The sequence below is a fragment of the Pseudomonas sp. R9.37 genome (genome assembly GCF_963878885.1).
Classification (GTDB): Bacteria; Pseudomonadota; Gammaproteobacteria; order Pseudomonadales; family Pseudomonadaceae; genus Aquipseudomonas.
On record NZ_CAWNZA010000043.1, the window covers coordinates 559,130 to 584,155 of the forward strand.

The following is a 25,026-nucleotide window of genomic DNA, read 5'->3' on the forward strand; positions in this document are numbered from 1 at the left end:
CCGACGGGCAGGCTTTTCATGCCGCCGGACAAAGCAGGCATAATACCGCGCCTTTACCCGTCAACCGGTAGCCCTGTGAACCCAACACCTGCTCTGAACACCTTGCGCCCCTCGGCTTGTCCGGGGTTGCTGCGTATTGTCCAGGCGTTGGATGGCGGCATTTGCCGGATCAAATTGGCCGGTGGCTCCATCAGCGCCGCGCAGGCGGTGGCCGTGGCGGACGCGGCCCAGGCCTACGCCGGTGGAGTGATCGAGGCCACCAACCGCGCCAATCTGCAGATTCGCGGGATCGGTGCCGAGCAGCAGGCCTTGATCGCCGCGCTGCTGGCCGCAGGCCTGGGCCCGAACAACGCTGCTGGCGATGATGTGCGCAACCTGATGCTCAGCCCCAGCGCCGGTATCGATACTCAAATGTTGTTCGACACCCGACCGTTGGCCGGGCAGATCCTCGCCACCTTGCAAAACCATCCACGTTTCCATGAGTTGTCGGCCAAGTTCGCCGTGCAGCTCGATGGCGGTGAAGCCCTGGCAATGCTCGAGCATCACCACGACCTGTGGCTGTCGGCGTTTGAGCGCGATGGCGAAACATTACTGGCCTTCGGGTTGGCGGGTTGCCCTGGGTTGGATGCGCCGGTGGCGGCCGTGCCCCTGGAGCAAGGTCATGCCCTGGTCGTTGCAGTGCTGGAGCTGTTTCTCGACTTGGCGACACCGACGCAAACCCGCATGCGTCATGTGTCTGTGGATAACTTATTGGCCCGTCTGAACCTGCCGCTGCTGCCGGTGGAGGGCTTCAAACGCCCGGTCAGTGGGGCTTTGCTGCACTTGGGCAGTTATCCACAGCGGCAAAAAGATCAATTCTACGTCGCCGCCGTTGCACCGCTGGGTCGCCTGGATTCAACCATGCTCAAAGGCGCCGCGCAGTTGGCCATGGAGTTGGGCGACGGCACTTTACGTTTCACGCCATGGCAGGGCGTGCTGCTGCCCAACATTAAAAGCCACGGCGCAGTGACTGAGCGTCTGGAGCACCTGGGCTTTCTCTGCTCAGTCGACCAACCCCTGGCACGCCTGATCGCCTGCACCGGCTCAAGCGGCTGTGGCAAAGGCCTGGCCGATACCAAGGCCGACGCCCTGCAATTGGCCGCGTTGCAACCTGGCGTTGAGGTGCACTTATCCGGCTGCGCACGCTCCTGCGCGGCCGCGCACACCGCGCCAGTCACGTTACTGGCAGTGAGCCCCGGCCACTACGACGTCTATTTTCGCGATGCAGCCCAGCCAGGTTTCGGCCGGCTGCACGCGCGCACTCTTTCCATTGAAGCGGCGGGCGCCCTGTTACGCGCACGCTCACGGAGCAACACCGATGATTGATTACATCCGCGACGGTCAGGAGATCTATCGCAACTCCTTCGCCATTATTCGCGCGGAAGCCAAGTTGGACCGCATCCCGGCTGATTTGGAAAAACTCGCGGTGCGGGTGATCCATGCCTGCGGCATGGTCGAGGCCATCGATGGTCTGCAGTTCTCCGAAGGCGCAGGCAAGGCCGGGCGCGATGCGCTGGCCGCCGGTGCGCCGATCCTGTGCGATGCGCGGATGGTCTCTGAAGGCGTAACCCGTGCGCGCCTGCCGGCCAACAATGAGGTGATCTGCACCCTGCGCGACGACAGCGTGCCGGAACTGGCGCGCGCGTTGGGCAACACCCGTTCCGCTGCTGCCCTGGAGCTGTGGCGCCCACACCTGGAAGGCAGTGTGGTGGTGATCGGCAACGCGCCGACCGCGCTGTTCTACCTGCTGGAGATGCTCGATGCCGGTGCGCCAAAACCTGCATTGATTCTGGGCTTCCCGGTCGGCTTTGTCGGCGCTGCCGAATCCAAAGCGATGCTCGCAGCAGACAGCCGTGGCGTGCCGTTCGTGATCATGCAAGGGCGCCTGGGCGGCAGTGCGATGGCGGCCGCTGCGGTCAACGCCCTGGCCACGGAGGTCGAATAATGTCGGCACGCGGACGTTTGATCGGCCTGGGCGTGGGCCCCGGCGACCCGGAACTGATCACCCTCAAGGCCCTGCGCCTGCTGCGCGAATCGCCGGTGGTGGCGTACTTCGTGGCCAAGGGCAAGAAGGGCAATGCGTTCGGCATCATCGAAGACCATCTGGTTGCGCAGCAGACCCTGATGCCACTGGTGTACCCGGTGACCACCGAAGTGCTGCCGGCGCCGCTGTCCTACGAGCAAGTCATCAGCGACTTCTACGACACGGCAAGCCTGGACGTGGCCGCGCACCTGGACGCCGGCCGCGACGTGGCGGTGATCTGCGAAGGTGACCCGTTCTTCTACGGGTCCTACATGTACCTGCACGACCGCCTGGCCGAGCGCTATGACGCCCAGGTCATTCCCGGCGTGTGCTCGATGCTCGGCGGCGCCTCGGTACTCGGCGCGCCGCTGGTGTATCGCAATCAGAGCCTGTCGGTGCTCTCGGGCGTGCTGCCCCATGACGACCTCAAGCGTCGCCTGGCGGATGCCGATGCGGCGGTGATCATGAAGCTTGGGCGTAATTTCCCCAAGGTGCGTCAGGTGCTGGAAGAACTCGGCCTGGCCGAGCGCGCGCTGTATGTCGAGCGCGCGACCATGGCCAACCAGAAAATCGTGCCGCTGGATCAGGTCGACCCGGCGTCTTCGCCGTACTTCTCGCTGATCATCGTGCCCGGCGAACGGTGGCAAGGTTGATGCGCCCGGCGATTGTCATTCTGGGCCAGGGCAGCCTGGCCACGGCGCGCAAGATTGCGCAGGTTTACCCCGGCGCGCTGATCCACGGTTTGGCCGGGCGCGTTGAAGGCGCCGACCAGACCTACAGCGAGTTCGGCGTGACCCTGCGCCAGCTGTATCAACAGGGCACGCCGCTGATTGCGCTGTGCGCTGCCGGCATCGTGATCCGCACCCTGGCGCCGCTGCTGCTGGAAAAAGGCGAGGAGCCCGCCGTGCTGGCCGTGGCGGAAGACGGCAGCGCCGTGGTGCCGTTGCTCGGCGGCCTCGGTGGCGTGAACGTGATGGCGCGCGACATTGGCGCTGCATTGGGTGTGTCTGCCGCGATCACCACCAGTGGCGAGTTGCGGTTCGGCACCTGCCTGCTCAACCCGCCTGCGGGTTATCAACTGGCGGATCTGGAGCTGGGCAAGCGTTTTGTCTCGGACCTGCTGGCCGGCGAAAGCGTGCGCATCGAAGGCGCAGCGCCCTGGCTGGCTCAGGCCAATCTGCCGCAGGATCAGCAGGCACGCCTGGCGATTCATGTGGGCAGCGCCGAACGCGTGCCCGCCGCCAACGAGTTGCTGATTTACCCGCAGAACGTGTGCGTCACCTGCAAGCCCGGCGCGCACCTGGCTGAACGAGTGCGGGCGGCATTGCACGACGCGGGTATTGCCGTTCAATCCCTGGCCTGCGTGTTGGCCAGCGATACACAGATGGCCGAACCTTCGCTGCACGAGGCTGCGCTGGCATTGAGTGTGCCGCTGCTGTTTTCCAGCGTCACGCAGGAGGCGGACATCGTCATCAGCGTCGCCGAGCAGCCCCTGGACCTGGCGCGTGTTGGTCGCCCGCGCGGCCGTCTGGCGGTGATTGGCCTGGGCCCTGGCGCCGCCGAATTGATGGTGCCGGCGGTCAAGGCTGAACTGGCGCGCTGCACCGATGTGCTCGGTTACGAAACCTATGTGCGCATGGCCGGGCCATTTCGTGACGACCAGGTGCAGCACTGCACCGATAACCGCGAAGAAATGCAGCGTGCGCGCCATGCCTTCGAGCTGGCTGCGCAAGGGCGTTCAGTCGTGGTGGTATCGTCCGGTGACCCCGGCGTGTTCGCCATGGCGGCGGCTGTGATCGAGGCATTGCATGAGTCGAGTGACCCGGCCTGGCATCAGGTTGACCTGCAGATTCTGCCAGGCGTCTCGGCTTCGCTTGCCACCGCTGCGCAAGCGGGTGCGCCGCTGGGGCATGACTTCTGTGTGATGTCGCTGTCGGACAACCTCAAGCCCTGGTCGATCATCGAAAAGCGCCTGGACCTCGCGTCCCAGGCCGACTTGGCGTTGGCGTTCTACAACCCGATCTCGCGTTCGCGGCCATGGCAATTGGGGCGCGCGCTGGAAATCGTCGCGCTGCACCGCACGCCTGAAACGCCGGTAGTGCTGGGGCGCGATATCGGTCGTCCAGGCCAGACACTGCGTGTCACCACGCTTGGGCAACTGACGCCCGAACAGGTTGATATGCGCACCATGGTGCTGATTGGCTCGTCCACCACGTGCGTATTTGCGCGCGCCGGTGGCGGTGAGTGGGTGTACACGCCGCGCTGGTATGGTGAAAAACCCGCCTCCTGAAAACGGCCTGTCGCACGCCGGAAAGCTCCGAGTAACGCTGGGTGAACGCCCGCCGTTATTCGGGGCTTTTTCTTTTTTTATCGACGAAATCCGGAAGGGCCCACGGGCCGCCCAGCAATCGTTGGGTGGCGGGACTTGTCGCATGCCGGCAAGTGATGTTCGTGGCCTGGAAAGCGCGCTCGCGGCTGGACTAGTGTGAACACACGCCCCATGTGGGGTGCTTGTGGAGAACTGAAAATGGAGCGACAGCACCGAAGGATCAACAGCGTAAAGAGGCGCAAGTTGATTGCCGCCTACAAGTTGCCGGGAGCGCCGGGTGCACAGACCTCTGTGCCGATGGGCGCGGACGATGACAGCAATGCAGCGGTGGTGAACAACGGCGTGATCTCGTTTATCGAGGGGATGTCCGCCCTGAACCGCGAATACGTTCGCAAAAGCTACTTGCTTGCGAGCAGCTACGTCAGCGATGTGTTGAAGGTTCAGCGCGGCACCGAAGCCTGGTACGACGAATTTATCAAGGTGATGGTCAGCCTGGGCTGGCTGCCGGTGCGCAGCCGCTTCGAGCGGGTCACGCGCTCGGGCAAAGGCCTGACCGTGCAATTGGCGGCGCTGAACATCATTGCGGCGATGCTGGCCTCGACGTCACTGGCCGGACCTTTGCTCACCGCACTGCCCAAGCTGGCGGCGGATGCGTTGGAGGCGTTGAAGCAGCAACCCGCGGCGTTCGAACTGTTCAAACGCAATAGCTCGGTGCATCAGGGCGGTGATTTCGGCCTGGCTTCCTGCGCCGAAACCGAAGGTGAGGTGATGATGGTGCTGGTGACCTACAGCAGCCACGGTGTGAGCAAACAGGTGGGCTTGCCCTTTCTGGAATGGGACAGCGCCTCGTTCGAGGCCTTCAGCGGGCAAACCTGCCTGGTGCTCAATACCGCGGTGGTCAACGAAACGACGCTCCAGCTGATGCGTGAGAGCGCCGGTGACAAGGTCCAGCTGGCCATCGCCAAGTACCGTATCTAGGGCACCAGGTAACCGCGTACGCCGGTAAAGATGATCTGCGCAGCGAGGGCGCACACGAACAACCCCATCAACCGGCTGACAATCTGCAAGCCCTGGTCGCCCAGAATGCGTTCGATGCGATTGGACAGGTACAGCACCACGCCCACCGTGAGGCTGGCCAGGGCAATGCTGAGGATGGCCATGATCTTGTCATCCCAGTGCGGCTGGCTCACACCCATTACCAGCAGCGCACCGATGGTGCCCGGGCCGACGGTGAGCGGGATGGTCAGCGGCACGATGGTTACGTCCTGCTGCACGTTGTCGGTCTGCACTGCCGACTTGCCTTGGGCCATACCCAGCGCCGAGATGAACAGCACGCTGCCGGCGCCAATGCGAAAAGCGTCCACGGTGATGCCGAACACGCTGAAAATCACTCGCCCGAACAGGTACAGCAACACGCTCGAGACCAGCGTTGCCAGCGCTACTTTCCAGGCCAGTCGCCGCCGCTCCTTGCTGGAGTAACCGCGGGTCAGGCTGATAAAACAGGACAGCACGAAGAACGGGCTGTAGAGCACCAGCATCTTCAGGTAAACGCTGAATAACACGTGGAGCATGAGGGCGGCTCGCGGGCGGAAAGATGGGGTGAGTCTAACAGGCGGCGCAGATCAAATGTGGGAGCGGGCTTGCTCGCGAATGCGATGGATCAGTTAAAGATGCATTGACTGACACACCGCATTCGCGAGCAAGCCCGCTCCCACATTTTGATTGTATTTCAGGTCAGGAAGGCGCGTGTTCCGGTCGTTGCTGGCGCTGCGCCACCCAGAATTCCACCAGCTCGCGCAACTGCGACAACTCCACCGGTTTGGCCATGTGCCCATCCATCCCGGCCTGGCGCGCGCGCTCTTTATGTTCCGACAGGATATGCGCCGTCAGTGCGACCACCGGCGTTCGAATGCGTTGGTGGCTGACTTCCCACGCGCGCAGTTGCTGGGTGGCGGAAAAACCATCGAGGATCGGCATTTCACAGTCCATCAGCACCAGGTCGTAACGCTGAGCCTTCATCGCCTCGAGGGCTTCTTCGCCATTGCTGGCGGTGTCCGGGTTGAGGTTGAGCTTGCCGAGCATGCCGCGGATCACTTTGGTGGAGATGCTGTTGTCTTCGGCCACCAGGATGCGGAAATCGGCTGGCACGGTCACGGCTGCCGGCGCGCTGATGGCCGCGCGCGGCTGCACCACGCCTTTGCTGCGCTGGGTCAGTTCGTCGGCCAGCGTGGTCTTGAGCGTGTAGCCGGCCACCGGTTTGGCGAGGATGCGCTTGATCCCGCAGTTGCGCGCGATGATCTTGCTCGGCGCGTTGCTGATACCGGTGAGCATGATCAGCAGGATGTCGTGGTTCAGGCTCGGGTCTTCCTTGATCTTGGCGGCCAGTTGCATGCCGGTCATGCCGGGCATGTTCTGGTCCAGCAGGACCACGTCGAAGTAGTCGCGCAGGTGCGCCTTGGTGCGCAGCAACGCCAGGGCTTCTTTGCCGGACGGCACGGCGCTGACGTTCAAGCCCCAGGCCGTGCATTGCTGCACCAGCACTTTGCGGCCGGTGTCGTTGTCGTCGACCACCAGCACCCGTGCGCCTTTGAGCGGGCCGTCGAGGTCGGAGGTCGGGTGTTCCAGGCGTTCCGGGTCCAGCGGTAGGGTCAACCACAAGGTGCTGCCCTGATGGCTGCCGCTCTTGATGCCGAACTCGCCATTCATCAACAGGATCAGCTGTCGCGCGATCACCAGGCCCAGGTGGCCGCTCAAGCGCGTGGCCGAGAGGAAGTTCTTGCTGTGCAGTTCGCTGTGCAGCAACGCGTCGCGCTCGGCGGCTTCCATCGGCAGGCCGCTGTCTTGCACAGCAATGCGCAGGCGCGGCTTGGTGCTGCGTTCGTCGAGTGCAACGACGATCAGCACTTCACCTTCGTCGGTCTTTTGCAGGGCATTTTCTAGCAGGCTCAACAACGCTTGGCGCAGACGCGTCGGGTCACCGCTGATCACGCGGGGCACCTGGGGCTGGATGAAGCTGATCAGTTCGACGTTCTGTTGCTCGGCCTTGGCGCGGAAGATACTCAGGCAGTCTTCGATCAATGCGTTGAGGTCGAACTGCACGTCGTCCAGCTCGATTTGCCCGGACTCCAGCTTGGAGATGTCGAGGATCTCGTTGATCAACGTCAGCAGTTCGTTCCCGGCGCTGTGGATGGTCTGCACGTAGTCACGCTGCTTGACCGACAGCGGCGTGCCCAGCAGCAGCTCGGTCATGCCCAGCACGCCGTTCATGGGGGTGCGGATTTCGTGGCTGATCTTCGCCAGGAACTCGGCTTTGGCGGCGATCTCGGCATTGCTGGCCGCCAGGTCGCGGCTGAGGCTGAAGCGCGCTTCGACAATTGCGCGCTGGCGTTCGCCCAGGGCCAGGCTCATCAGCAGGCCGCTGAGGCAGATAAAACCGAGCAGCGTGACGATCAAGCCTTGCGGCGCCACCAGCGTCAGGCCGAGCAGGGCAGGCAGGATGATCAGTGTGCCGATGTTGAACACCACCATGCCCGCCACGAACAAACGTGCCGGCCGGTAGCCTTTCTGCCAGTGGTAGGCCGAGACAAACAGCATGCTCAGACCGGCCAGGGCCACCAGGGCGTAAGTGATGATGTTCAGCGGCAAGGTGTTGACGAACAACAGCAGCAGGCCGCACAGCACGATCAGCAGGATGTCGGCCATCAACAGTTTGTTCAGCGGATGCGGGCCCAGCGGCATGAAGAACCGGTAGGCGAACATCAGCCCGCACGGCGCGGTCAGCAGCAGGGCGAGGTAGGCGCCCGGGGTCTGGATAGCGTGCCAGTTCGGCAGCCACGGCCCCACCAGGTTGAGCAACAGTGCCAGGCTCAACATCAAGAGCAACTCGCAGGCCGCCAACCACAGGCTGCTGCGCGAGCGATGGTAGGCGAAGCGCGTGAGGTTGTGCAGGATCAGCATCAGCAGGCAGCCGAACAACAGGCCGTAGATCAGCGTCTGGTTCTGGTTGGCGGCGGCCAGTACGGCCGGCTCCAGGGTGATGTAGGGGCGCAGTTCGTGTTCCGACACCAGGCGCAGGTACACCTCGAGGGGCTTCTGGCTCTGGGGCATCGGCAGCATGAAATCGCTGCTGGGCAGCGGGCGTTCCGCCTGCGGCTGGCGGGTGCCGGTACTTTGTTGTTCCACCAGGGTGTCGCCGTCCAGTACATAGAGGCTCAGGTGGGACAGGTCGGGGGCAAATACCCGCAGCACTTGCTCGTGCTTGCCAGGTTGCAGCTTGAAACGTACCCACAGCGCACCGTCCGGCTCGGCGGCGGTAATCCGGTCTAGTTCGATGGGGCTAAATTGATTGGTGTAGCGGGCGGAGCGGATATCGCTCAGTTGCAGGTCGGCCTGTTCATCAAGCAATACTGCCCATCCACTGCCTTGCGCGGCGGCCTGGGCCGGGAACAAGCAGAGCAGGGTCAGCAGACTGACTGTGAAACCTATGGCGATCCTGAGCCAGCGCACGGCGAAATCCCTTCGTAGGTTGATTGCACGGGTTAACTATGCGCGGGGCGACATGGGTACGGCAAGGGCCAGAGGCCCTTGCCTAACCGAACGGATAGCGACTGGAGGGCAGTTACTTATTGGTTCTCGCCACGTTCACGGGCAATGGCGCGGTAGCCGATGTCCGTGCGGTAGAAGCAACCTTTCCAGTCGATTTTCGCGGCCAGCTTGTACGCCTGTTGCTGCGCGGCGTCGACACTGGCACCCATTGCGGTGGCACACAATACACGGCCACCTGCGGTTACAACCTTGCCATCCTTGAGCGCGGTGCCCGCATGGAACACCTTGCCTTCCAGCGTAGCAGCTGCGTCGAGGCCTTCAATCACATCGCCCTTGGCGTAGTCGCCAGGGTAACCACCGGCTGCCAGCACAATGCCAACGCTCGGACGCGGGTCCCATTGCGCTTCAACCTTGTCCAGCGCCTGGGCCAGGGCCGCTTCCACCAGCAGCACCAGGCTCGATTGCAGGCGCAGCATCACCGGTTGGGTTTCCGGATCACCAAAGCGGCAGTTGAACTCGATGACTTTGGGGTTGCCGGCTTTGTCGATCATCAGGCCGGCGTACAGGAAGCCGGTGTACACATTGCCTTCGTCGGCCATGCCGCGCACGGTCGGCCAGATCACCAGGTCCATGACGCGCTTGTGTACCTCAGCGGTGACCACCGGGGCAGGGGAGTAAGCACCCATGCCGCCGGTGTTCGGGCCGCTGTCGCCGTCGCCGACGCGTTTGTGGTCCTGGCTGGTGGCCATCGGCAGGACGTTCTTGCCGTCGACCATCACGATGAAGCTGGCTTCTTCGCCGTCGAGGAATTCCTCGATGACCACACGTGAACCGGCGTCACCAAATGCGTTGCCGGCGAGCATGTCGCGCACCGCGTCTTCGGCTTCTTGCAGGGTCATCGCCACGATCACGCCTTTACCGGCGGCCAGGCCGTCGGCCTTGATGACGATCGGTGCACCTTTTTCACGCAGGTACGCCAGGGCCGGCTCGATCTCGGTGAAGTTCTGGTAGTCGGCCGTCGGGATCTTGTGGCGGGCCAAAAAATCTTTGGTGAAGGCTTTCGAGCCTTCCAGTTGGGCTGCGCCGGCAGTCGGACCGAAGCAGTCCAGGCCACGGCTGCGGAACAGGTCGACGACGCCGGCCACCAACGGCACTTCCGGACCGACGATGGTCAGGGACACGTTTTTCTCGGCGAAGTCGGCCAACTGCTCAAGTGCCAATACGTCGATGGCGACGTTTTCGCACTTGGCTTCAATGGCGGTGCCGGCGTTGCCGGGTGCGACGAATACTTTCTGGACGCGCGGGTCCTGGGCAACTTTCCAGGCCAGGGCGTGTTCACGGCCACCGCTGCCAATGATCAAAACATTCATTTCAAAAACCTCGGATGACGCAAATTCTGGGAGCACCGTGGGCCGCGTTTCTGTGGCAGCTGGCTTGCCTGCGATAGCAACACCTCGGTGTACTTGATACACCGAGGCGCCCGCATCGCAGGCAAGCCAGCTCCCACAGAGGGCCAGTGCCCGCTTGAGATCAATCTGTCAGTGGCGGAAGTGGCGCATGCCGGTGAAGACCATGGCAATGCCAGCCTCATCAGCGGCGGCGATCACTTCGGCGTCACGCATCGAGCCGCCCGGTTGGATCACTGCGGTAACGCCGGCTTTGGCGGCGTTGTCCAGGCCATCACGGAACGGGAAGAACGCGTCGGAAGCCATCACCGAACCGGCTACCTGCAAACCGGCATGCTCAGCCTTGATCGCGGCGATACGCGCCGAGTTCACGCGGCTCATCTGGCCGGCGCCGACACCGATGGTCTGGCGGTTCTTGGCGTAGACGATGGCGTTGGATTTAACGTACTTGGCGACTTTCCAGGCGAAGATCAGGTCGTTGATTTCCTGCTCGGTCGGCGCGCGTTTGGTCACGACCTTGAGGTCTTCGCTGCCGATCATGCCGATGTCGCGGCTCTGTACCAGCAAGCCGCCATTGACGCGTTTGTAGTCCCAGGCAGCCGCACGGTCAGCCGACCACTCGCCACAGGCCAGCAGGCGCACGTTGGCTTTGGCGGCAACGATGGCGCGCGCTTCTTCACTCACGCTTGGGGCGATGATCACTTCAACGAACTGACGCTCGACGATCGCCTTGGCGGTTTCGGCGTCCAGCTCACGGTTGAAGGCAATGATGCCGCCGAAGGCCGATTCGGTGTCGGTGGCGTAGGCCAGTTCGTACGCCTGGCGGATACCGCCTTCAGCGTCCGGGCTCACGGCCACGCCGCACGGGTTGGCGTGCTTGACGATCACGCAGGCCGGCTTGACGAAGCTCTTCACGCATTCCAGCGCGGCGTCGGTGTCGGCCACGTTGTTGTAGGACAGCTCTTTGCCTTGCAGTTGGGTCGCGGTGGCGATGCCGACTTCAGCAGGTTTGGCCTCAACGTAGAACGCCGCGCTCTGGTGCGGGTTTTCGCCGTAGCGCATTTCCTGGGCCTTGATGAACTGGCTGTTGAAGGTGCGCGGGAACTGGCTGCGGCCCTCTGTGCTCAGGGTCTCGGCGGCCTGGTTCACGGTGCCCATATAGTTGGCGATCATGCCGTCGTAGGCGGCAGTGTGTTCGAACGCCTTGAGCATCAGGTCGAAACGCTGGGCGTAAGTCAGGCCGCCGGCTTTCAGGCTTTCCAGCACGTTGGCGTAGTCGCCGGCGTTCACCACGATGGCCACGTCTTTGTGGTTCTTGGCTGCCGAGCGAACCATGGTCGGGCCGCCGATATCGATGTTTTCGATGGCGGTCGGCAGGTCGCAGCCTGGCTTGTTGATGGTGGCTTCGAACGGATACAGGTTAACGGCCACCAGGTCGATCGGCTTGATGCCGTGCTCGCTCATGATGGCGTCGTCGATACCGCGACGACCGAGGATCCCGCCGTGGATTTTCGGGTGCAGGGTCTTGACCCGACCGTCCATCATTTCTGCGAAACCGGTGTAGTCCGCGACTTCTACTGCGGCCACGCCGTTGTCCTGCAGCAGTTTGAAGGTCCCGCCCGTGGAGAGGATTTCCACACCCAGGGCTTCCAGCTCCCGGGCAAATTCGAGGATCCCGGTCTTGTCGGAAACACTGATCAAGGCGCGGCGGATCGGCAGGCGGGTAGTCTGGTCGGTCATTTCAATTTCCATCAAAAGCAAAGGAGTCAGCAAAAAAGGCGTCCGTTTTTTACGCGGGCGCCTTTCTGGTTTGATTGAATGCTTACAGCAAATCGTACTGCTTGAGCTTTTTGCGCAAGGTGCCACGGTTGAGGCCCAGCAGCTCACTGGCTTTGGTCTGGTTGCCCTTGACGTAGTTCATCACGCTTTGGAGCAAGGGCGCCTCGACTTCGGAGAGCACCAGGTTGTACACGTCCGTGACGGAAGCGCCCTCTAGGTGGGCGAAATAATTGTGCAGCGCCTTCTCGACACTCCCGCGAAGGGTCTGGCCTTCTTCGCTCGGCGTGTTGAGGTGCTGTTTCAAATTGACGTTGTCGCTCACGGGTGTTGTTCCACTCACTAAAGTCTCGGTCATCATCGTCATGCGGCCACCCCCTCTCCGTCCCCTGTCCCCAGGCTCTTTTCACGCTCGCTGAAAAACTCTCGAACGGTGGCGACCTGTGCTTGCGTATCATCCAAACGATTGAAGTGGGCGCGAAACTCCCTGGCGCCCGGCAAGGTTGCGAGATACCAGCCGACATGCTTGCGAGCAATGCGTACTCCCATCACGTCTCCATAGAAGGCGTGCAGGGCGGCCAGATGCTCTAGCAGAATACGTTCCACCTCGATCAGCTCCGGTGCCGGCATGACTTCGCCAGTACGCAGAAAATGCTCGATCTCACGAAAAATCCATGGCCGCCCCTGGGCGGCCCGGCCAATCAACAAGCCATCGGCACCGGTTGCGTGCAGCACGCGCCGGGCTTTCTCGGCTGAGTCGATATCGCCATTGGCAAAGACCGGGATCGACACTGCCTGCTTGATCGCGGCAATGGTGTCGTACTCGGCTTCACCGGTGTAAAGGTCGGCGCGGGTGCGGCCATGCACCGCCAGCGCTGTAATGCCTGCCTGTTCGGCGATCTTCGCCACCGTCAGGCCGTTCTTGTTGTCCCGGTCCCAGCCGGTACGAATCTTCAGGGTGACCGGCACATCCACTGCGGCGACAACGGCCTGCAGGATCTCGGCTACCAATTGCTCATCTTTCAACAGGGCGGAACCGGCGGCCTTGTTGCAGACCTTCTTGGCCGGGCAGCCCATGTTGATGTCGATGATCTGTGCGCCCAACTCCACGTTGGCCTTGGCCGCGTCCGCGAGCATCTGTGCATCGCCACCGGCGATCTGTACCGAGCGGGGCTCGGGATCACCTTCGTGGATCATGCGCATCCGCGATTTGCGGGTGTTCCACAAGCTCATGTCGCTGGTGACCATTTCAGAGACTACTAGACCCGCGCCCAAACGCTTGCACAGCTGACGAAAGGGCTGGTCGGTGACGCCCGCCATCGGGGCGAGGATCAAGCCGTTTTGCAATGTGTATGGGCCGATGCGTACCGCCGACATAGGACTTCCCTGTTGTGGGGCCGGATCATTAGAGTTCGAAAAAGGGTTGGCATGATACCCGCTCTCGATGACTGGATAAAGGCTGAATTGGATAAAATCTGAACAGTTATTTCTTTATCGCGGTCGGTTTGGTTGCGCAGTGCCCAGTCAATAATCTGCCGTCAAACCTCGGCGTGCGCGGCGCCTCACTCGGGCGAGTGGAAACTCAGGCTGTAATTCACGGCTTTATTGCCTGGATCGAGGATATCCAGGGAAATATGGATCGGTGTCTGCGAAGGCATTTCGCTCACCCCGGCCAGCTCACCGCTGAGGTATTCGGCCGGTTTGAAGCGACGACTGGCAATCAGGCCGCCGTTCAAATCGGCAAAGCGCAGCTCCAGCAGCGGAAAGGGCTGCGAGAACGTGGCGCGGTTATAGATGATTGCATCCACCACCAGCGCCCCGGCGAACTCGGGATTGCTGCGCACCACCAGGTTGCTGCTCTTGATGTGGGCAATATCGACCCGTGATGGCACGGTGCAACCGAGGGTTGGACACAGTTGCTGGAACCACGGGCGATAAGCGTCCTGGCGAGCCAGGTCGTCGAATTGATAGGCGATGTACTGGCCCGCCAGGCCCGCGGCGGCCAGCAGCACCAGGAGGATCCAGATGAGGCGACGGCCCCAGCTCGTCGGACGTTTCTGCGCATACAGGTGCAGCGGGTCGTCTTCCAGGTCCTGGAGTACATCGTCGTGAACGCTGGTTTCCGTGCGCGCACGCTTGCGCCGCGGTTGCGGGCGGTCTTCAGGGTCCGGCGCGTCCGCTGCCGCCGTCAGTGGCGTGAACGGCGGGTCGAGGTCGTCATCGTCGTCATCAGTTGGAGAGCGCAGCGGGGGCTCATCGTCGATATCGTCGATGTTGAACGACATCGACGGCTCGGTGCGTTGCTTGGTCGCAGGCGTCTTGGCCGATTCAGGTTCGTCTTCGCTTGCCTGGGTGCGCTCTTCGGGTGGCTCGCTGAACAGGCTGGCGGCCCATTTTTCTTCTTCGGCCTTGACGGTGTCGCGGCTGGCGCTGAGGGCATCTTCTTTTTGCCGGCGCTCGCTGCTGGCCTGGCGACGCTCCGCGCCGAGCGGTTGCGTGTGTTGAATCTCGCGGCGTTCGAGCTTGGCCAGTTCTTCGTCCAGGTCCAGGTTGTCCAGGTCCAGCTCTTCGGCGGTCCACTGTTTCTGGCTGATGGCCCGCGGTGCCTGGGGCGCCGGCTCAACGGCGTGTTCGGCGACGCTTGGCTGCTCGGGTTCCGGCGCCGAGGTGCTGGCGCGCTGCTCCAGCAATTGGCGCGCGGCGTTGAACACTTGCAGGCACGAGCCGCAGCGAACCACGCCACGGGCCACGCTCAATTGAGCGTGGCTGACGCGAAAGCGCGCTTGGCAATGCGGGCACTGGGTGACGAAACTGTCGGTCATGCGGCCATCCGATTCAGGCAAGCGCTCATTCTAGCGCCGACGACCGCTGATGCGTACCCAGCCATCACGGTTGGCGATCGGATCCAGATCGAAATCCGCGGCATAGGCTGCAGCCACGTCTTCACCTTGCTCGGCAAGAATGCCCGACAGCGCCAGGCGACCGCCCGGCTTGACCAGGCTCGACAACTGCGGCGCCAGCGAAACCAACGGCCCGGCGAGGATATTCGCCACCAGCACATCGGCCTGCACCTGGGGCAATTGCTCCGGCAGGTAGAGGGGGAATTTGCCCTCAGGAATGTTGTTGCGCCCGGCGTTATCGCGGGAGGCCTCCAGGGCTTGCACGTCGATGTCGGTGCCGACGGCTTCCTTGGCGCCCAGCAGCAGGGCGGCAATTGCCAGAATCCCGGAGCCGCAACCGAAGTCCAGCACGTTGCAGTCGGTCAGGTCCTGGCCGTCCAGCCATTCCAGGCACAGTGCGGTGGTCGGGTGGGTGCCGGTGCCGAACGCCAGGCCTGGGTCGAGCAGCAGGTTGACGGCGTCCGGCTCAGGTGCGGCGTGCCAGCTCGGTACGATCCACAGGCGCTGGCCAAAGCGCATCGGCTGGAAGTTGTCCATCCAGCTGCGTTCCCAGTCCTGGTCTTCGATCACTTCGCTGTGGTGCTCGGGCAGCGGGCCGCCGGTGAGCAACTCCATATGGGCCAGCACGGCGGCGGCATCGGTGCCGTCTTCGAACAGGGCCAGCAAGTGGGTGTGCGACCACAGCGGCGTGGTGTTGAGTTCCGGTTCGAAGATCGGTTGGTCTTCGGCGTCCATGAATGTCACCGAGACGGCGCCGACTTCAAGAAAAGCGTCTTCGTAGGTTTCGGCTTGTTCTGGGCTGATGGCGAGACGGACTTGCAGCCAAGGCATGGCGGGCACCTTTGAAAAAAATGAGTGTGCGACGGCGGGGTCGCGAAAGCGCGCAAGTTTACGCGAGCGAACAGCAGAAGACGACTGTGCTGAATGAACACGGGCCGAATGTGGGAAGGGGCTTGCCCCCGATGGCGGTGGGTAAGGCACGGATGCATTCACTGGCGCTACCTGATCGGGGGCAAGCCCCCTCCCACATTTGAACGATGGACATCTTCAGAACAGAGGGCTCAGAAACAACAAAGCCGCCCGAAGGCGGCTTTGTTGGGTGAAGCACTTACTGGTTGGCCAGCTTGTGTTCCAGGTAGTGAATGTTCACACCACCTTCGCAGAAGCCTTCATCGCGCACCAGGTCCCGATGCAGCGGGATGTTGGTCTTGATGCCGTCTACCACGATTTCGTCCAGGGCGTTGCGCATGCGGGCCATGGCCTCGTCGCGAGTCGCGCCCCAGGTGATCAGCTTGCCGATCAGCGAGTCGTAGTTGGACGGAACCTTGTAGCCGCTGTACAGGTGCGAATCGACGCGAACGCCGTTGCCGCCTGGAGCATGGAAATGCTTGACCAGGCCTGGACTCGGGATAAAGGTTTTCGGGTCTTCGGCGTTGATCCGGCACTCCAGCGAGTGGCCGTGGATCTTCACGTCGTCCTGGGTGAAGGACAGCACGTTACCGGCGGCGATGCTCAGCATCTCCTTGACGATGTCGATACCGGTGACCATCTCCGACACCGGGTGCTCTACCTGCACACGAGTGTTCATCTCGATGAAGTAGAAGCGGCCGTTCTCGTAGAGGAACTCGAACGTACCGGCACCACGGTAGTTGATGTCGATGCACGCCTTGACGCAACGCGCCAGCACTTCCTGGCGAGCGGTTTCGTCCAGGCCCGGTGCCGGAGCTTCTTCCAGTACCTTCTGGTGACGACGTTGCAGCGAGCAATCGCGGTCGCCCAGGTGGATGGCGTGGCCCTGGCCGTCGGACAGTACCTGCACTTCCACGTGACGTGGGTTGGTCAGGTACTTCTCCAGGTAGACCATCGGGTTGCCGAACCAGGCAGCCGCTTCGGAGCGGGTCTGCTTGGCGGCTTCGATCAGGTCTTCTTCCTTGTGCACCACGCGCATGCCGCGACCACCACCGCCACCGGCGGCCTTGATGATCACCGGGTAACCGACTTCGCGACCAATGCGCAGAGCGGTTGCCTCGTCTTCAGGCAGTGGGCCATCGGAGCCTGGAACGGTTGGCACGCCGGCAGCGATCATGGCGTCCTTGGCCGATACCTTGTCGCCCATCAGGCGAATGGTTTCGGCTTTCGGGCCGATGAAGGCAAACCCGGATTTTTCCACCTGTTCGGCGAAGTCGGCGTTTTCCGCAAGGAAACCGTAGCCTGGGTGGATGCCATCAGCGCCGGTCACTTCAGCGGCCGCGATGATGTTGGAGACCTTCAGGTACGAGTTGGTCGCCAGTGGCGGGCCGATGCAGATGCTCTCGTCCGCCAGTTTCACGTGCATCAATTCGGTATCGGCCGTCGAGTAAACAGCGACGGTCTTGATGCCCTCTTCCTTACAGGCGCGCAGGATACGCAGCGCGATCTCGCCGCGGTTGGCGATCAGGACTTTTTGCAGTTTCTTCGCAGGTTTCAACATCGAAGGCGCTCCGCGGTTCAAACGATGGTGAACAGCGGCTGGTCGTACTCAACCGGCTGACCGTTTTCTACCAGGATGGATTCGATGACGCCGGCTTTTTCAGCGGTGATGTGGTTCATCATCTTCATCGCTTCAACGATGCAGATGGTGTCACCCACTTTCACGGTTGCGCCGACTTCAACGAAGGCTGGCGAGGTCGGTGCCGGGGTGCGGTAGAACGTACCGACCATTGGCGACTTGACCACGAAGCCGTTCAGTACAGGCGCGGCAGGTGCGGCTGGAGCAGCGGCAGCAGGTGCGGCGGCTGGAGCAGCAGCGGCCGGAGCCGGTGCTTGCATCTGTGGTGCGTAGAACTGTTGAGCCGGGGTCTTGCTGTGACGGCTGATCCGTACGGACTCTTCGCCTTCCTTGATTTCCAGCTCGTCGATACCGGATTCTTCCAGCAGTTCGATCAGTTTCTTAACTTTACGGATATCCATGAATCATCAACTCCCAAGGGTCGGTCAGGGGCGCTTGGCCGGTTGTTCAATGTGTTCCAGGGCGGCCTCCAGGGCCAGTCGGTAACCGCTGGCGCCAAGGCCGCAGATCACGCCTACCGCTACGTCGGAGAAGTAGGAGTGATGGCGGAAAGCTTCGCGTTTGTGCACGTTGGACAAATGCACTTCGATGAATGGGATGCTCACCGCCAGCAGCGCGTCACGTAATGCAACACTCGTGTGCGTAAAAGCGGCGGGATTGATCAGGATAAAGTCCACGCCTTCGCCGCGCGCGGCATGGATGCGATCAATCAATTCGTACTCGGCATTGCTTTGCAGGTAGAGCAAATGGTGGCCGGCCTCACGCGCCCGTCGTTCAAGATCGAGGTTGATCTGATCGAGGGTGACTGCCCCGTAGACGCCCGGTTCGCGGGTGCCGAGCAGGTTCAGGTTGGGTCCGTGAAGAACCAGTAAGGTCGCCATCGGCTGTTCCTTGTTATTGATGTGGGTACGTCAGAACCCGGCGACTATGCCGCAAAGCCTTTGTGACTGTCCAGTTCTATGCAGTAGGCAGCACGATTAGCGAGGATTGCGCAAAATTTGTGACTGGGGTGCAGTATCCAGTCATTGGCAACACTGTCTTGAATACTGTGGATGTCAAATGTGGGAGGGGGCTTGCCCCCGATGCGCTGCTTTAGGCACACATGCAGTGAGTGACACACTGTCATCGGGGGCAAGCCCCCTGCCACTTTTTGCTCTCCATATGGCAGGAGATGGGCTCAAACCCGGAACGCCTGAACCGCCGTGTTCAGCTGCCCACCCAGCACCAGCAGGTGTTCGCCCTGGCGGCGGCCCTGGCCGATGCGCAGCAGATTATCCTCGCCCAGTTGGTGAATCCGCTCGCTGTTGTCGCGAATCTCACTGACGGCGCCACTCTGCTGCGCGGTCACATCGGCGATGCGCACCGCTGTGTCGGAGATGGTCTGAATTGCCCCGACGATTTCATCCAGCGCGCCATCCGCCGCCTGGGCTTGCTGGGCGGTGGCCTCGGCGTGTTCGACCTGGGTGCGCATGCCTTGCACTGACTGGTGGGCGGCGGTTTGCAGGCCGGCGATCAGGCTCTGGATTTCGGCCGTGGCGCCGGCGGTGCGTTGCGCCAGCGAGCGGACCTCATCGGCCACCACGGCAAATCCGCGTCCGGCCTCACCGGCCCGTGCAGCCTCGATGGCGGCATTGAGCGCGAGCAGGTTGGTCTGGTCGGCAATCGCGCGAATCACCGTCAGCACGCCGCCGATGGTGGCAGACTCTTCGGCGAGTTTTTCGATCATCTGCGCGTTTTGCTGTACCTCGCCCACCAGAGCATGCAGCCCGGTCAGGCTCAGGCCGATCACCCGTTGGCCCTGTTCCACGGCCTGGCCTGCACTGCGGCTGGCGCCAGCCGCCTGGCTGGCATCACCGGCGACTTGCTGGATGGTCGCTTCCAGTTCACCCAGCGAATCACGGATCTGCGCCGTATCACCGGCCTGGCGCTCAGCGCCGTCGTGCAACCCGCTGCTCAGTTCGGCGAGGGCGCGGCTGCTGCCGGCGACTTCTTCGGCATTGCCGCGAATGGTGCCCACCAAGTCCACCAGGTAAGCACGCAGGCGGTTAAGCGAGGCCTCGATGTCGTGCAGTTCACGGTTGGTCTTGCCCAGGGCAATCGACTGGCTGAAGTCGCCTTCGGCCCAAGTGGACAAGGCTGGTGCGAGGTTGGTCAGTACCCTTGCCAGCCGTCGTTGCAGCGTGTCGATCAGCAGTGCGATGAGCAAAATCAACCCGATCATCACGCCTTGCATCAAGCGCACTTCGCCCTGGATTCTGGCATGTTGGGCGCGAACAACGGGTTCCAGGCCGGCGATGGCTTGCTGCACGGCAGCAATCTTCACATGGGTGCTGTCGGCCAGCGCAGTGCGCAGCTGGATCTGATCGCGAGTGCGCTTGAGTTCGGCAGGGTAGCGGGTCAGCAGGCTGTTGAGTTCGCGTTTGAGGTCCACGCCGGTGTCCTGTACTTCGGCTTTTTCGCTGCTTTCCAGGCCCAGCATGGCGGAGAAATCATCCGCGCTGGACTCGGCGCTGGCCTTTACGCCCAGCAGCGGTAACTGCGCCAACAGGTCGGCCTGCGTGCGGATGCTGGCAACTTCGCGTTCCACCTCATCGGCCAGCTCTGCGCGCCCGCTGCTCACCACCTTGTCGCGGGCCAGTGACAGTTTGCCCAAGTGCTGGGACGCGGCCAGCAGCGGCGGCAAGTAGCGTGCAGCGTCGGGTGAAGTGACGCCCGTGGCGTACTGGCTCAACTGTTCCAGGTTCGCGCCCAGCTCACGTTCGGCTTGCAGCAGCAGCGCTTGTGGGTCGCCGGCCAGTTTGCCGGCGGCCAGCAGGTCGGTTTTGCTGAAGGTGTCCAGTTCGACCAGGCTGGGGCGCAGGTTCTGCGCGAGGTCCGCCGGCAGTTCATCGAGGTGCTGCAGGAGGTTTTCCAGGCTCTGACCGGCACTGCTCAAACGCAACGCGTCGCCGCTGGCCAGGTAGTCGTCGATATTGCGCGCGGCCTGATTCTGAAACGCCTGCGACAGGCCAAGGTAGCGCTCCATCAGCAAATAAGGCCGTTCCAGTGCGCGTTGCGACCACCATAGCGTCGCCCCGAGCGCCAGGCACACGGCCACCAGCAGAAGGGTGTTCAAATTGGTCAGCAGCTTCAGGCGCATGCGTGGTTTCAACCGACAGCAAAAGATAAGTGCCTGAAGTTATTGCGTTTCCGTTACAGAGTTATGACGGAATCGGTGGATTCCGGTGAAAAGATGGCACTTTGCTTTGATGTGCGCGCAGCCTGCACGCGGTTACGCCCGGCGTCCTTGGCGCGGTACAGCGCCTCGTCTGCCTGAGCGGCCATCATCAAGCTGTCGGAACCGTCGCACAGCTCCACCAGCCCGGCGCTGAAGGTGCACCACAAATCCTGCGGCTGGGCCGGGTAGTGAATTTCGGCAAACCGCCCACGGATTTCGTCCAGCACTTTGCAGGCCGATTCCAGGTCGGTGTCGGGCATCACGATGGCAAATTCTTCACCGCCGTAGCGGCCGATGTAGTCGGTCTTGCGCAAGCGCTGCTTGAGAAACAGCGCCAGGCTCTTGATCACGCGGTCGCCCATGGGGTGGCCGTGGCTGTCGTTGACCCGCTTGAAGTGGTCAATGTCGAGCATGGCAAAGCTCAGCGGCTTGTTCTCGCGGCGCGCGCGAAAGCTGCAGTCTTCCAGCAGTTGCAGAATATGGGTGTGGTTGTACAGCCCGGTCAGGCTGTCGCGCACCATCCGTGCTTTAAGGTTGCGTGCACGCGCCGCGCGGTTGCGTACGGTGGTGATCAAGTGGCGCGGCTTGATCGGCTTGGTGAGGAAGTCGTCGCCGCCTTCGCTCATGGCGTCCAGTTGCTTGTCCAGGTCGTCTTCGGCCGACAGGTAAATGATCGGCACGCTGACGTAACGGTCATTGTGGCGAATTACTTTGGCCAGTTCTGTGCCGGTGCAGGCGGGCATGTACATGTCGAGGATGATCAGGTCCGGCTGGAAGTCCGCCAGTTCGGCCATCGCCTGGATCGGCTCGATCAAGGTGCGCGTGACGATCCCGGCGCTGTTGAGCAGGCGCTCGGTGTGCAGCGCCTGGGCGCGTGAGTCGTCGATGATCAGCACCTTATAGGGCTCGTACTGCGCGACGCAGGTCAGCACCTCGATCTTTTCCAGCAGGCTTGAGGCCTCAAGCGTGCCAGTGAGAAATTCCTGGCCGCCGGCGCGCACGGCGGCCAGGCGCGTAGGGGTGTCGGTTTCGTGCAGGCTGAAAAACAGCAGCGGCAGCTTTTGCTCCAGGCCTTCCTGAGCTTCGGCGGCGAGCTTGAGGCCCAGGCCTGCGCCGCAGAAATCCACATCCATCACGATGGCCGACGGCAGGCGCTCGGCCAGCGACGCGCGAAAGGCTGCCACGCTGTCCAGGGACTGGGCGCTCATGCCAAAGAATTCAAGCTGCTTGGCCAGGCGCTCGGCGCGGTCGTGATCGGCCAGCATCACGTAGATCGGCTTGCGCATGGGGGGCAGGAAAGTTTGTTCCAGCTGGTCGCCCTGGCGCAGGCCGGTGCGGGACAGGCGCTGCATCAGGCGGTTGAGTTCGGTGATCACCTGGCTGCTCAGGCGGCCGCGATTTTCATCCACCGCCTTGAGGGACTCGCCAATGTGCCGCGCCAGTTGGCCGTGTTCCGGCTGCTCGAAACGCTCGGCAAAGCGCAGCAGGCGCAGGTTGGCTTCGCTGAGTTCGGACAGATCGGTGTTCGACCATTCGCTGCGTTGCAGGCGTTGCCAGATCTCAAGAATTTGACGTGCCTGATGAATTACCCGCTGGGCAAAATGGTGCTTGAGACGCTCACGGCTGGGGTCTTCTGGCTCGGTCATATCCTGACTACTAGTTAGGGTGCATGCTGAGGTCGACTGATGGCTCTATGCTAGCACCTCTTTTCTCCCACATGAGTGTCATACGTCAATTAAGTAGCAGTCTGGGCCATTCAGTTTTTGACCTGATGGTCGCGCTGCGTAAAAAGCGTGCTTCATTTATAGTCGAACATCCCCTGTGCGCCACTTTCGGTTAAAAGCCCCGCGCCGATGGGCACGATGGGGTAGGGTTGTGGTCGGAGTGTTTGAACGCACCCGGACAAATGACGTGCATGAACTCAAGTGATTGAAAGGATATCGCCATGCTGGACTGGAAAAACCGCGCAGGCAGTGCCAAAGGCCCCGCCCCTGAGCCCAAGTCGGCCAACCGTAGTTACTTTCGCAACCTGCTGATGAGCAAAGCCTTGCTCAGCGTGCTGGGTTTGTACCTGTTGGTCACCGGCGCCCTGGGTTGGTACTGGAGCGAAGAGCCGGCGCTGTTCCCGGTCCAGCAAAATGCCCAGCTTGCCGCCGAGAAGGAAGGCAAGCAGATGGTGGTGGGCTACACCACTGTCGAAACCCTCAAGACCGTGGTCGGCACCTTGCTGAACAAGCCCGGTGGCTACATTTCCAACGACCGTTTCCCGCCGGGCCTGTGGATGGACAACATGCCGAGCTGGGAATACGGCGTGCTGGTGCAGGTGCGTGACCTGACCCGTGCCCTGCGTAAAGACTTCGCCCGTTCCCAGTCGCAGTCGGCCGAAGACGCTGACTTGGCCAAGGCCGAGCCGCGTTTCAACTTCGATAACAAGAGCTGGGTGCTGCCTTCCAGCGAGTCGGAGTACCAGGAAGGCATCAACTCCCTGAGCCGCTATGAAGCGCGCCTGTCGGACCCGAACCAGCGCGGCGCGCTGTTCTATGCGCGTGCCGACAACCTGAACAACTGGCTGGGCGATGTCGCGACCCGCTTGGGTTCGCTGTCGCAACGCCTGTCGGCCAGTGTTGGCCGGGTGAAACTGAACACCGCACTGAAAACCGAAGCCCTGGCGCCGGGTGAAGTGCCGCAGGTCGATGAAGAAGTGGTGGAAACCCCATGGATGCAGATCGACAACGTGTTCTACGAGGCCCGTGGCCAGGCCTGGGCCTTGTCCCACCTGCTGCGCGCCATCGAAGTCGACTTTGCCGACGTGCTGGCCAAGAAAAACGCCACCGTCAGCGTGCGCCAGATCATTCGTGAGCTGGAGGCCTCGCAGGAGCCGGTGTGGAGCCCTATGATTCTGAACGGCAGTGGCTTTGGCATCCTCGCCAACCACTCGCTGGTCATGGCCAACTATATTTCCCGGGCAAACGCTGCAGTGATCGACTTGCGTCAGCTCCTCAACCAGGGGTGATGATGGACGCTACTCAAAAGGAGGCCGCGCACCGCGCGGCCTCCGACGCTGAACTGATCGCCTGGGTCGACGAGCACGACAACCTGCTCGGTACCCTGGTGCGATCCGACCTGCGCCGACGTGGCCTGATCGGCCGTTGCACCTTTATCTTCCTGTTCAATTCTGCCGGTGAGTTGTGTGTGCATCGGCGCACCCTGAGCAAAGCGATGTACCCGGGTTTCTGGGACACCGCGGCGGGCGGCATGGTGGCGGCCGGTGAGAGTTACGCCGATTCGGCGGTCCGTGAGCTGCAAGAAGAGCTCGGCGTTGCGGGCGTGGCGCTGGTCGAGCATGACCATTTCTACTTTGAGGATGGCGACAGCCGGCTCTGGTGCAAATCCTACTCTGCTGTCTGGGATGGCCCGTTGCGCCTGCAACCGGAAGAGGTGATGGAAGCGCGGTTTTTGCCCATTGACATTGTCCTGCAGGAAGCTGAACAAAAGCCTTACTGCCCGGACGCTCAAGAGGGCTTGCGGCGCTATCTGGCCTTGCGTCGCTAAAGTTGCATAAATTGGCGCTATTTGGCTCTTAGCAAGCCGGCTTTTTGCCGTTACACTGCGCGACTTTTCACCCGAACCACCTTTGCGGTTCGGTAGCGCTGCCCCTGCCTGAGTGGGGCTTCGCGGTCGGTAATGCTCCTGGTGAGCGCCGATCAGTCTTTGTCCTCCCAAGAGGATTGCCGGTGGCCAAAAAAGCCGCATCCTTCGCCGCCCTTGGTGGCCTGGTATTTTCCACCGACGCAGGTCGACACTGCCCGGACTGTCGTCAGCCCGTGGATTCGTGCACCTGCAAACAGACCCTGATCCCTGAAGGCGACGGTATTGCGCGCGTGCGACGCGAGAGCAAAGGCCGTGGCGGCAAGACGGTGACCACCATCACCGGCGTGCCGCTGGCCGAAGATGCCCTGAAGGAACTGGCTACCACGCTGAAAAAGCGCTGTGGCACCGGTGGCGCGTTGAAAGACGGCGTTATCGAGATCCAGGGCGATCACGTCGAGTTGCTGTTGGCCGAGCTGATCAAGCTGGGTTACAAGGCGAAGAAATCCGGCGGCTAGCAGCCTCTGTGAAACCCACCCCGATCGCCGGTTTGCTGAACGCGAACTGTCGTCTCCATGGTTTTCACAGAGCCTGTTCCTGACCGGTGTCTAAACTCTGTCCTGCGAGTGGGGTCTACCTTCCTTACAGGCAAATC

General features: G+C 62.1%; 21 protein-coding genes. 8 read left to right on the plus strand and 13 right to left on the minus strand.

What is annotated here, in order from left to right:
- Positions 1 to 18: 18 nt before the first annotated feature.
- The 5 genes from cobG (at position 19) to AACU78_RS21525 (ending at position 5,369) form a co-directional block, all read left to right on the plus strand.
- A complete protein-coding gene (gene cobG, locus AACU78_RS21505; protein WP_106577686.1) occupies positions 19 to 1,365 on the plus strand; it encodes a precorrin-3B synthase in 1,347 nt (448 codons plus the stop codon).
- Entirely contained in the window at positions 1,358 to 1,984 is a 627-nt protein-coding gene (locus AACU78_RS21510) for a precorrin-8X methylmutase (RefSeq protein WP_083355479.1), read from the plus strand. The genes cobG and AACU78_RS21510 overlap by 8 nt, the downstream gene beginning before the upstream one ends.
- The gene (locus tag AACU78_RS21515; protein WP_177410092.1) at positions 1,981 to 2,715 is read left to right on the plus strand and encodes a precorrin-2 C(20)-methyltransferase; all 735 of its coding nucleotides are present in this window, start codon (positions 1,981 to 1,983) and stop codon (positions 2,713 to 2,715) included. The genes AACU78_RS21510 and AACU78_RS21515 overlap by 4 nt, the downstream gene beginning before the upstream one ends.
- Entirely contained in the window at positions 2,715 to 4,352 is a 1,638-nt protein-coding gene (gene cobJ / locus AACU78_RS21520) for a precorrin-3B C(17)-methyltransferase (RefSeq protein WP_106577688.1), read from the plus strand. Before AACU78_RS21515 ends, cobJ begins: the two co-directional genes overlap by 1 nt.
- Positions 4,353 to 4,589: 237 nt before the next feature.
- On the plus strand, positions 4,590 to 5,369 hold the full coding sequence (locus tag AACU78_RS21525; protein WP_106577689.1) for a hypothetical protein: 780 nt from the start codon (positions 4,590 to 4,592) through the stop codon (positions 5,367 to 5,369).
- Here the strand turns inward: AACU78_RS21525 and AACU78_RS21530 are convergent.
- The 13 genes from AACU78_RS21530 to AACU78_RS21590 form a co-directional block, all read right to left on the minus strand.
- Entirely contained in the window at positions 5,366 to 5,962 is a 597-nt protein-coding gene (locus AACU78_RS21530; RefSeq protein ID WP_017253590.1) for a MarC family protein, read from the minus strand. The genes AACU78_RS21525 and AACU78_RS21530 overlap by 4 nt on opposite strands.
- Positions 5,963 to 6,125: 163 nt before the next feature.
- Entirely contained in the window at positions 6,126 to 8,897 is a 2,772-nt protein-coding gene (locus tag AACU78_RS21535) for a hybrid sensor histidine kinase/response regulator (RefSeq protein ID WP_106577690.1), read from the minus strand.
- 116 nt (positions 8,898 to 9,013) lie between these two features.
- Positions 9,014 to 10,306, minus strand: coding sequence for a phosphoribosylamine--glycine ligase (gene purD, locus AACU78_RS21540; RefSeq protein WP_106577691.1), 1,293 nt, complete (start codon positions 10,304 to 10,306; stop codon positions 9,014 to 9,016).
- 168 nt (positions 10,307 to 10,474) lie between these two features.
- Positions 10,475 to 12,082: a bifunctional phosphoribosylaminoimidazolecarboxamide formyltransferase/IMP cyclohydrolase gene (gene purH, locus AACU78_RS21545; RefSeq protein WP_106577692.1), complete on the minus strand. Its 1,608-nt coding sequence runs from the start codon at positions 12,080 to 12,082 to the stop codon at positions 10,475 to 10,477.
- 82 nt (positions 12,083 to 12,164) lie between these two features.
- On the minus strand, positions 12,165 to 12,485 hold the full coding sequence (fis, locus tag AACU78_RS21550; RefSeq protein ID WP_106577693.1) for a DNA-binding transcriptional regulator Fis: 321 nt from the start codon (positions 12,483 to 12,485) through the stop codon (positions 12,165 to 12,167).
- A complete protein-coding gene (dusB, locus tag AACU78_RS21555; RefSeq protein WP_106577694.1) occupies positions 12,482 to 13,495 on the minus strand; it encodes a tRNA dihydrouridine synthase DusB in 1,014 nt (337 codons plus the stop codon). The genes fis and dusB overlap by 4 nt, the downstream gene beginning before the upstream one ends.
- Positions 13,496 to 13,680: 185 nt before the next feature.
- A complete protein-coding gene (locus AACU78_RS21560) occupies positions 13,681 to 14,940 on the minus strand; it encodes a DUF3426 domain-containing protein (RefSeq protein ID WP_106577696.1) in 1,260 nt (419 codons plus the stop codon).
- Between the two features lie 30 nt (positions 14,941 to 14,970).
- Complete coding sequence (gene prmA / locus AACU78_RS21565) at positions 14,971 to 15,849, minus strand: 50S ribosomal protein L11 methyltransferase (protein WP_106577697.1); 879 nt, start codon at positions 15,847 to 15,849, stop codon at positions 14,971 to 14,973.
- A 277-nt stretch (positions 15,850 to 16,126) separates the two neighbouring features.
- Entirely contained in the window at positions 16,127 to 17,488 is a 1,362-nt protein-coding gene (gene accC, locus AACU78_RS21570; RefSeq protein ID WP_017136745.1) for an acetyl-CoA carboxylase biotin carboxylase subunit, read from the minus strand.
- A 17-nt stretch (positions 17,489 to 17,505) separates the two neighbouring features.
- Complete coding sequence (accB, locus tag AACU78_RS21575; RefSeq protein ID WP_017738537.1) at positions 17,506 to 17,967, minus strand: acetyl-CoA carboxylase biotin carboxyl carrier protein; 462 nt, start codon at positions 17,965 to 17,967, stop codon at positions 17,506 to 17,508.
- A gap of 24 nt (positions 17,968 to 17,991) precedes the next feature.
- Entirely contained in the window at positions 17,992 to 18,447 is a 456-nt protein-coding gene (gene aroQ / locus AACU78_RS21580) for a type II 3-dehydroquinate dehydratase (protein ID WP_016972516.1), read from the minus strand.
- 296 nt (positions 18,448 to 18,743) lie between these two features.
- The gene (locus AACU78_RS30125) at positions 18,744 to 19,292 is read right to left on the minus strand and encodes a methyl-accepting chemotaxis protein (RefSeq protein ID WP_371924133.1); all 549 of its coding nucleotides are present in this window, start codon (positions 19,290 to 19,292) and stop codon (positions 18,744 to 18,746) included.
- Positions 19,293 to 20,758: 1,466 nt separating this feature from the next.
- A complete protein-coding gene (locus AACU78_RS21590; RefSeq protein ID WP_106577699.1) occupies positions 20,759 to 22,429 on the minus strand; it encodes a response regulator in 1,671 nt (556 codons plus the stop codon).
- Between the two features lie 299 nt (positions 22,430 to 22,728).
- On the opposite strand from AACU78_RS21590, the gene AACU78_RS21595 reads away from it, so the two are divergent.
- The 3 genes from AACU78_RS21595 (at position 22,729) to AACU78_RS21605 (ending at position 24,889) form a co-directional block, all read left to right on the plus strand.
- Entirely contained in the window at positions 22,729 to 23,796 is a 1,068-nt protein-coding gene (locus tag AACU78_RS21595; protein ID WP_106577700.1) for a DUF2333 family protein, read from the plus strand.
- Positions 23,797 to 23,798: 2 nt separating this feature from the next.
- Positions 23,799 to 24,335, plus strand: a complete 537-nt coding sequence (locus AACU78_RS21600) for an NUDIX hydrolase (protein WP_106577701.1) — start codon at positions 23,799 to 23,801, stop codon at positions 24,333 to 24,335.
- Positions 24,336 to 24,517: 182 nt separating this feature from the next.
- Positions 24,518 to 24,889, plus strand: coding sequence for a translation initiation factor Sui1 (locus AACU78_RS21605; protein WP_005784408.1), 372 nt, complete (start codon positions 24,518 to 24,520; stop codon positions 24,887 to 24,889).
- The last annotated feature ends 137 nt before the right edge of the window (positions 24,890 to 25,026 follow it).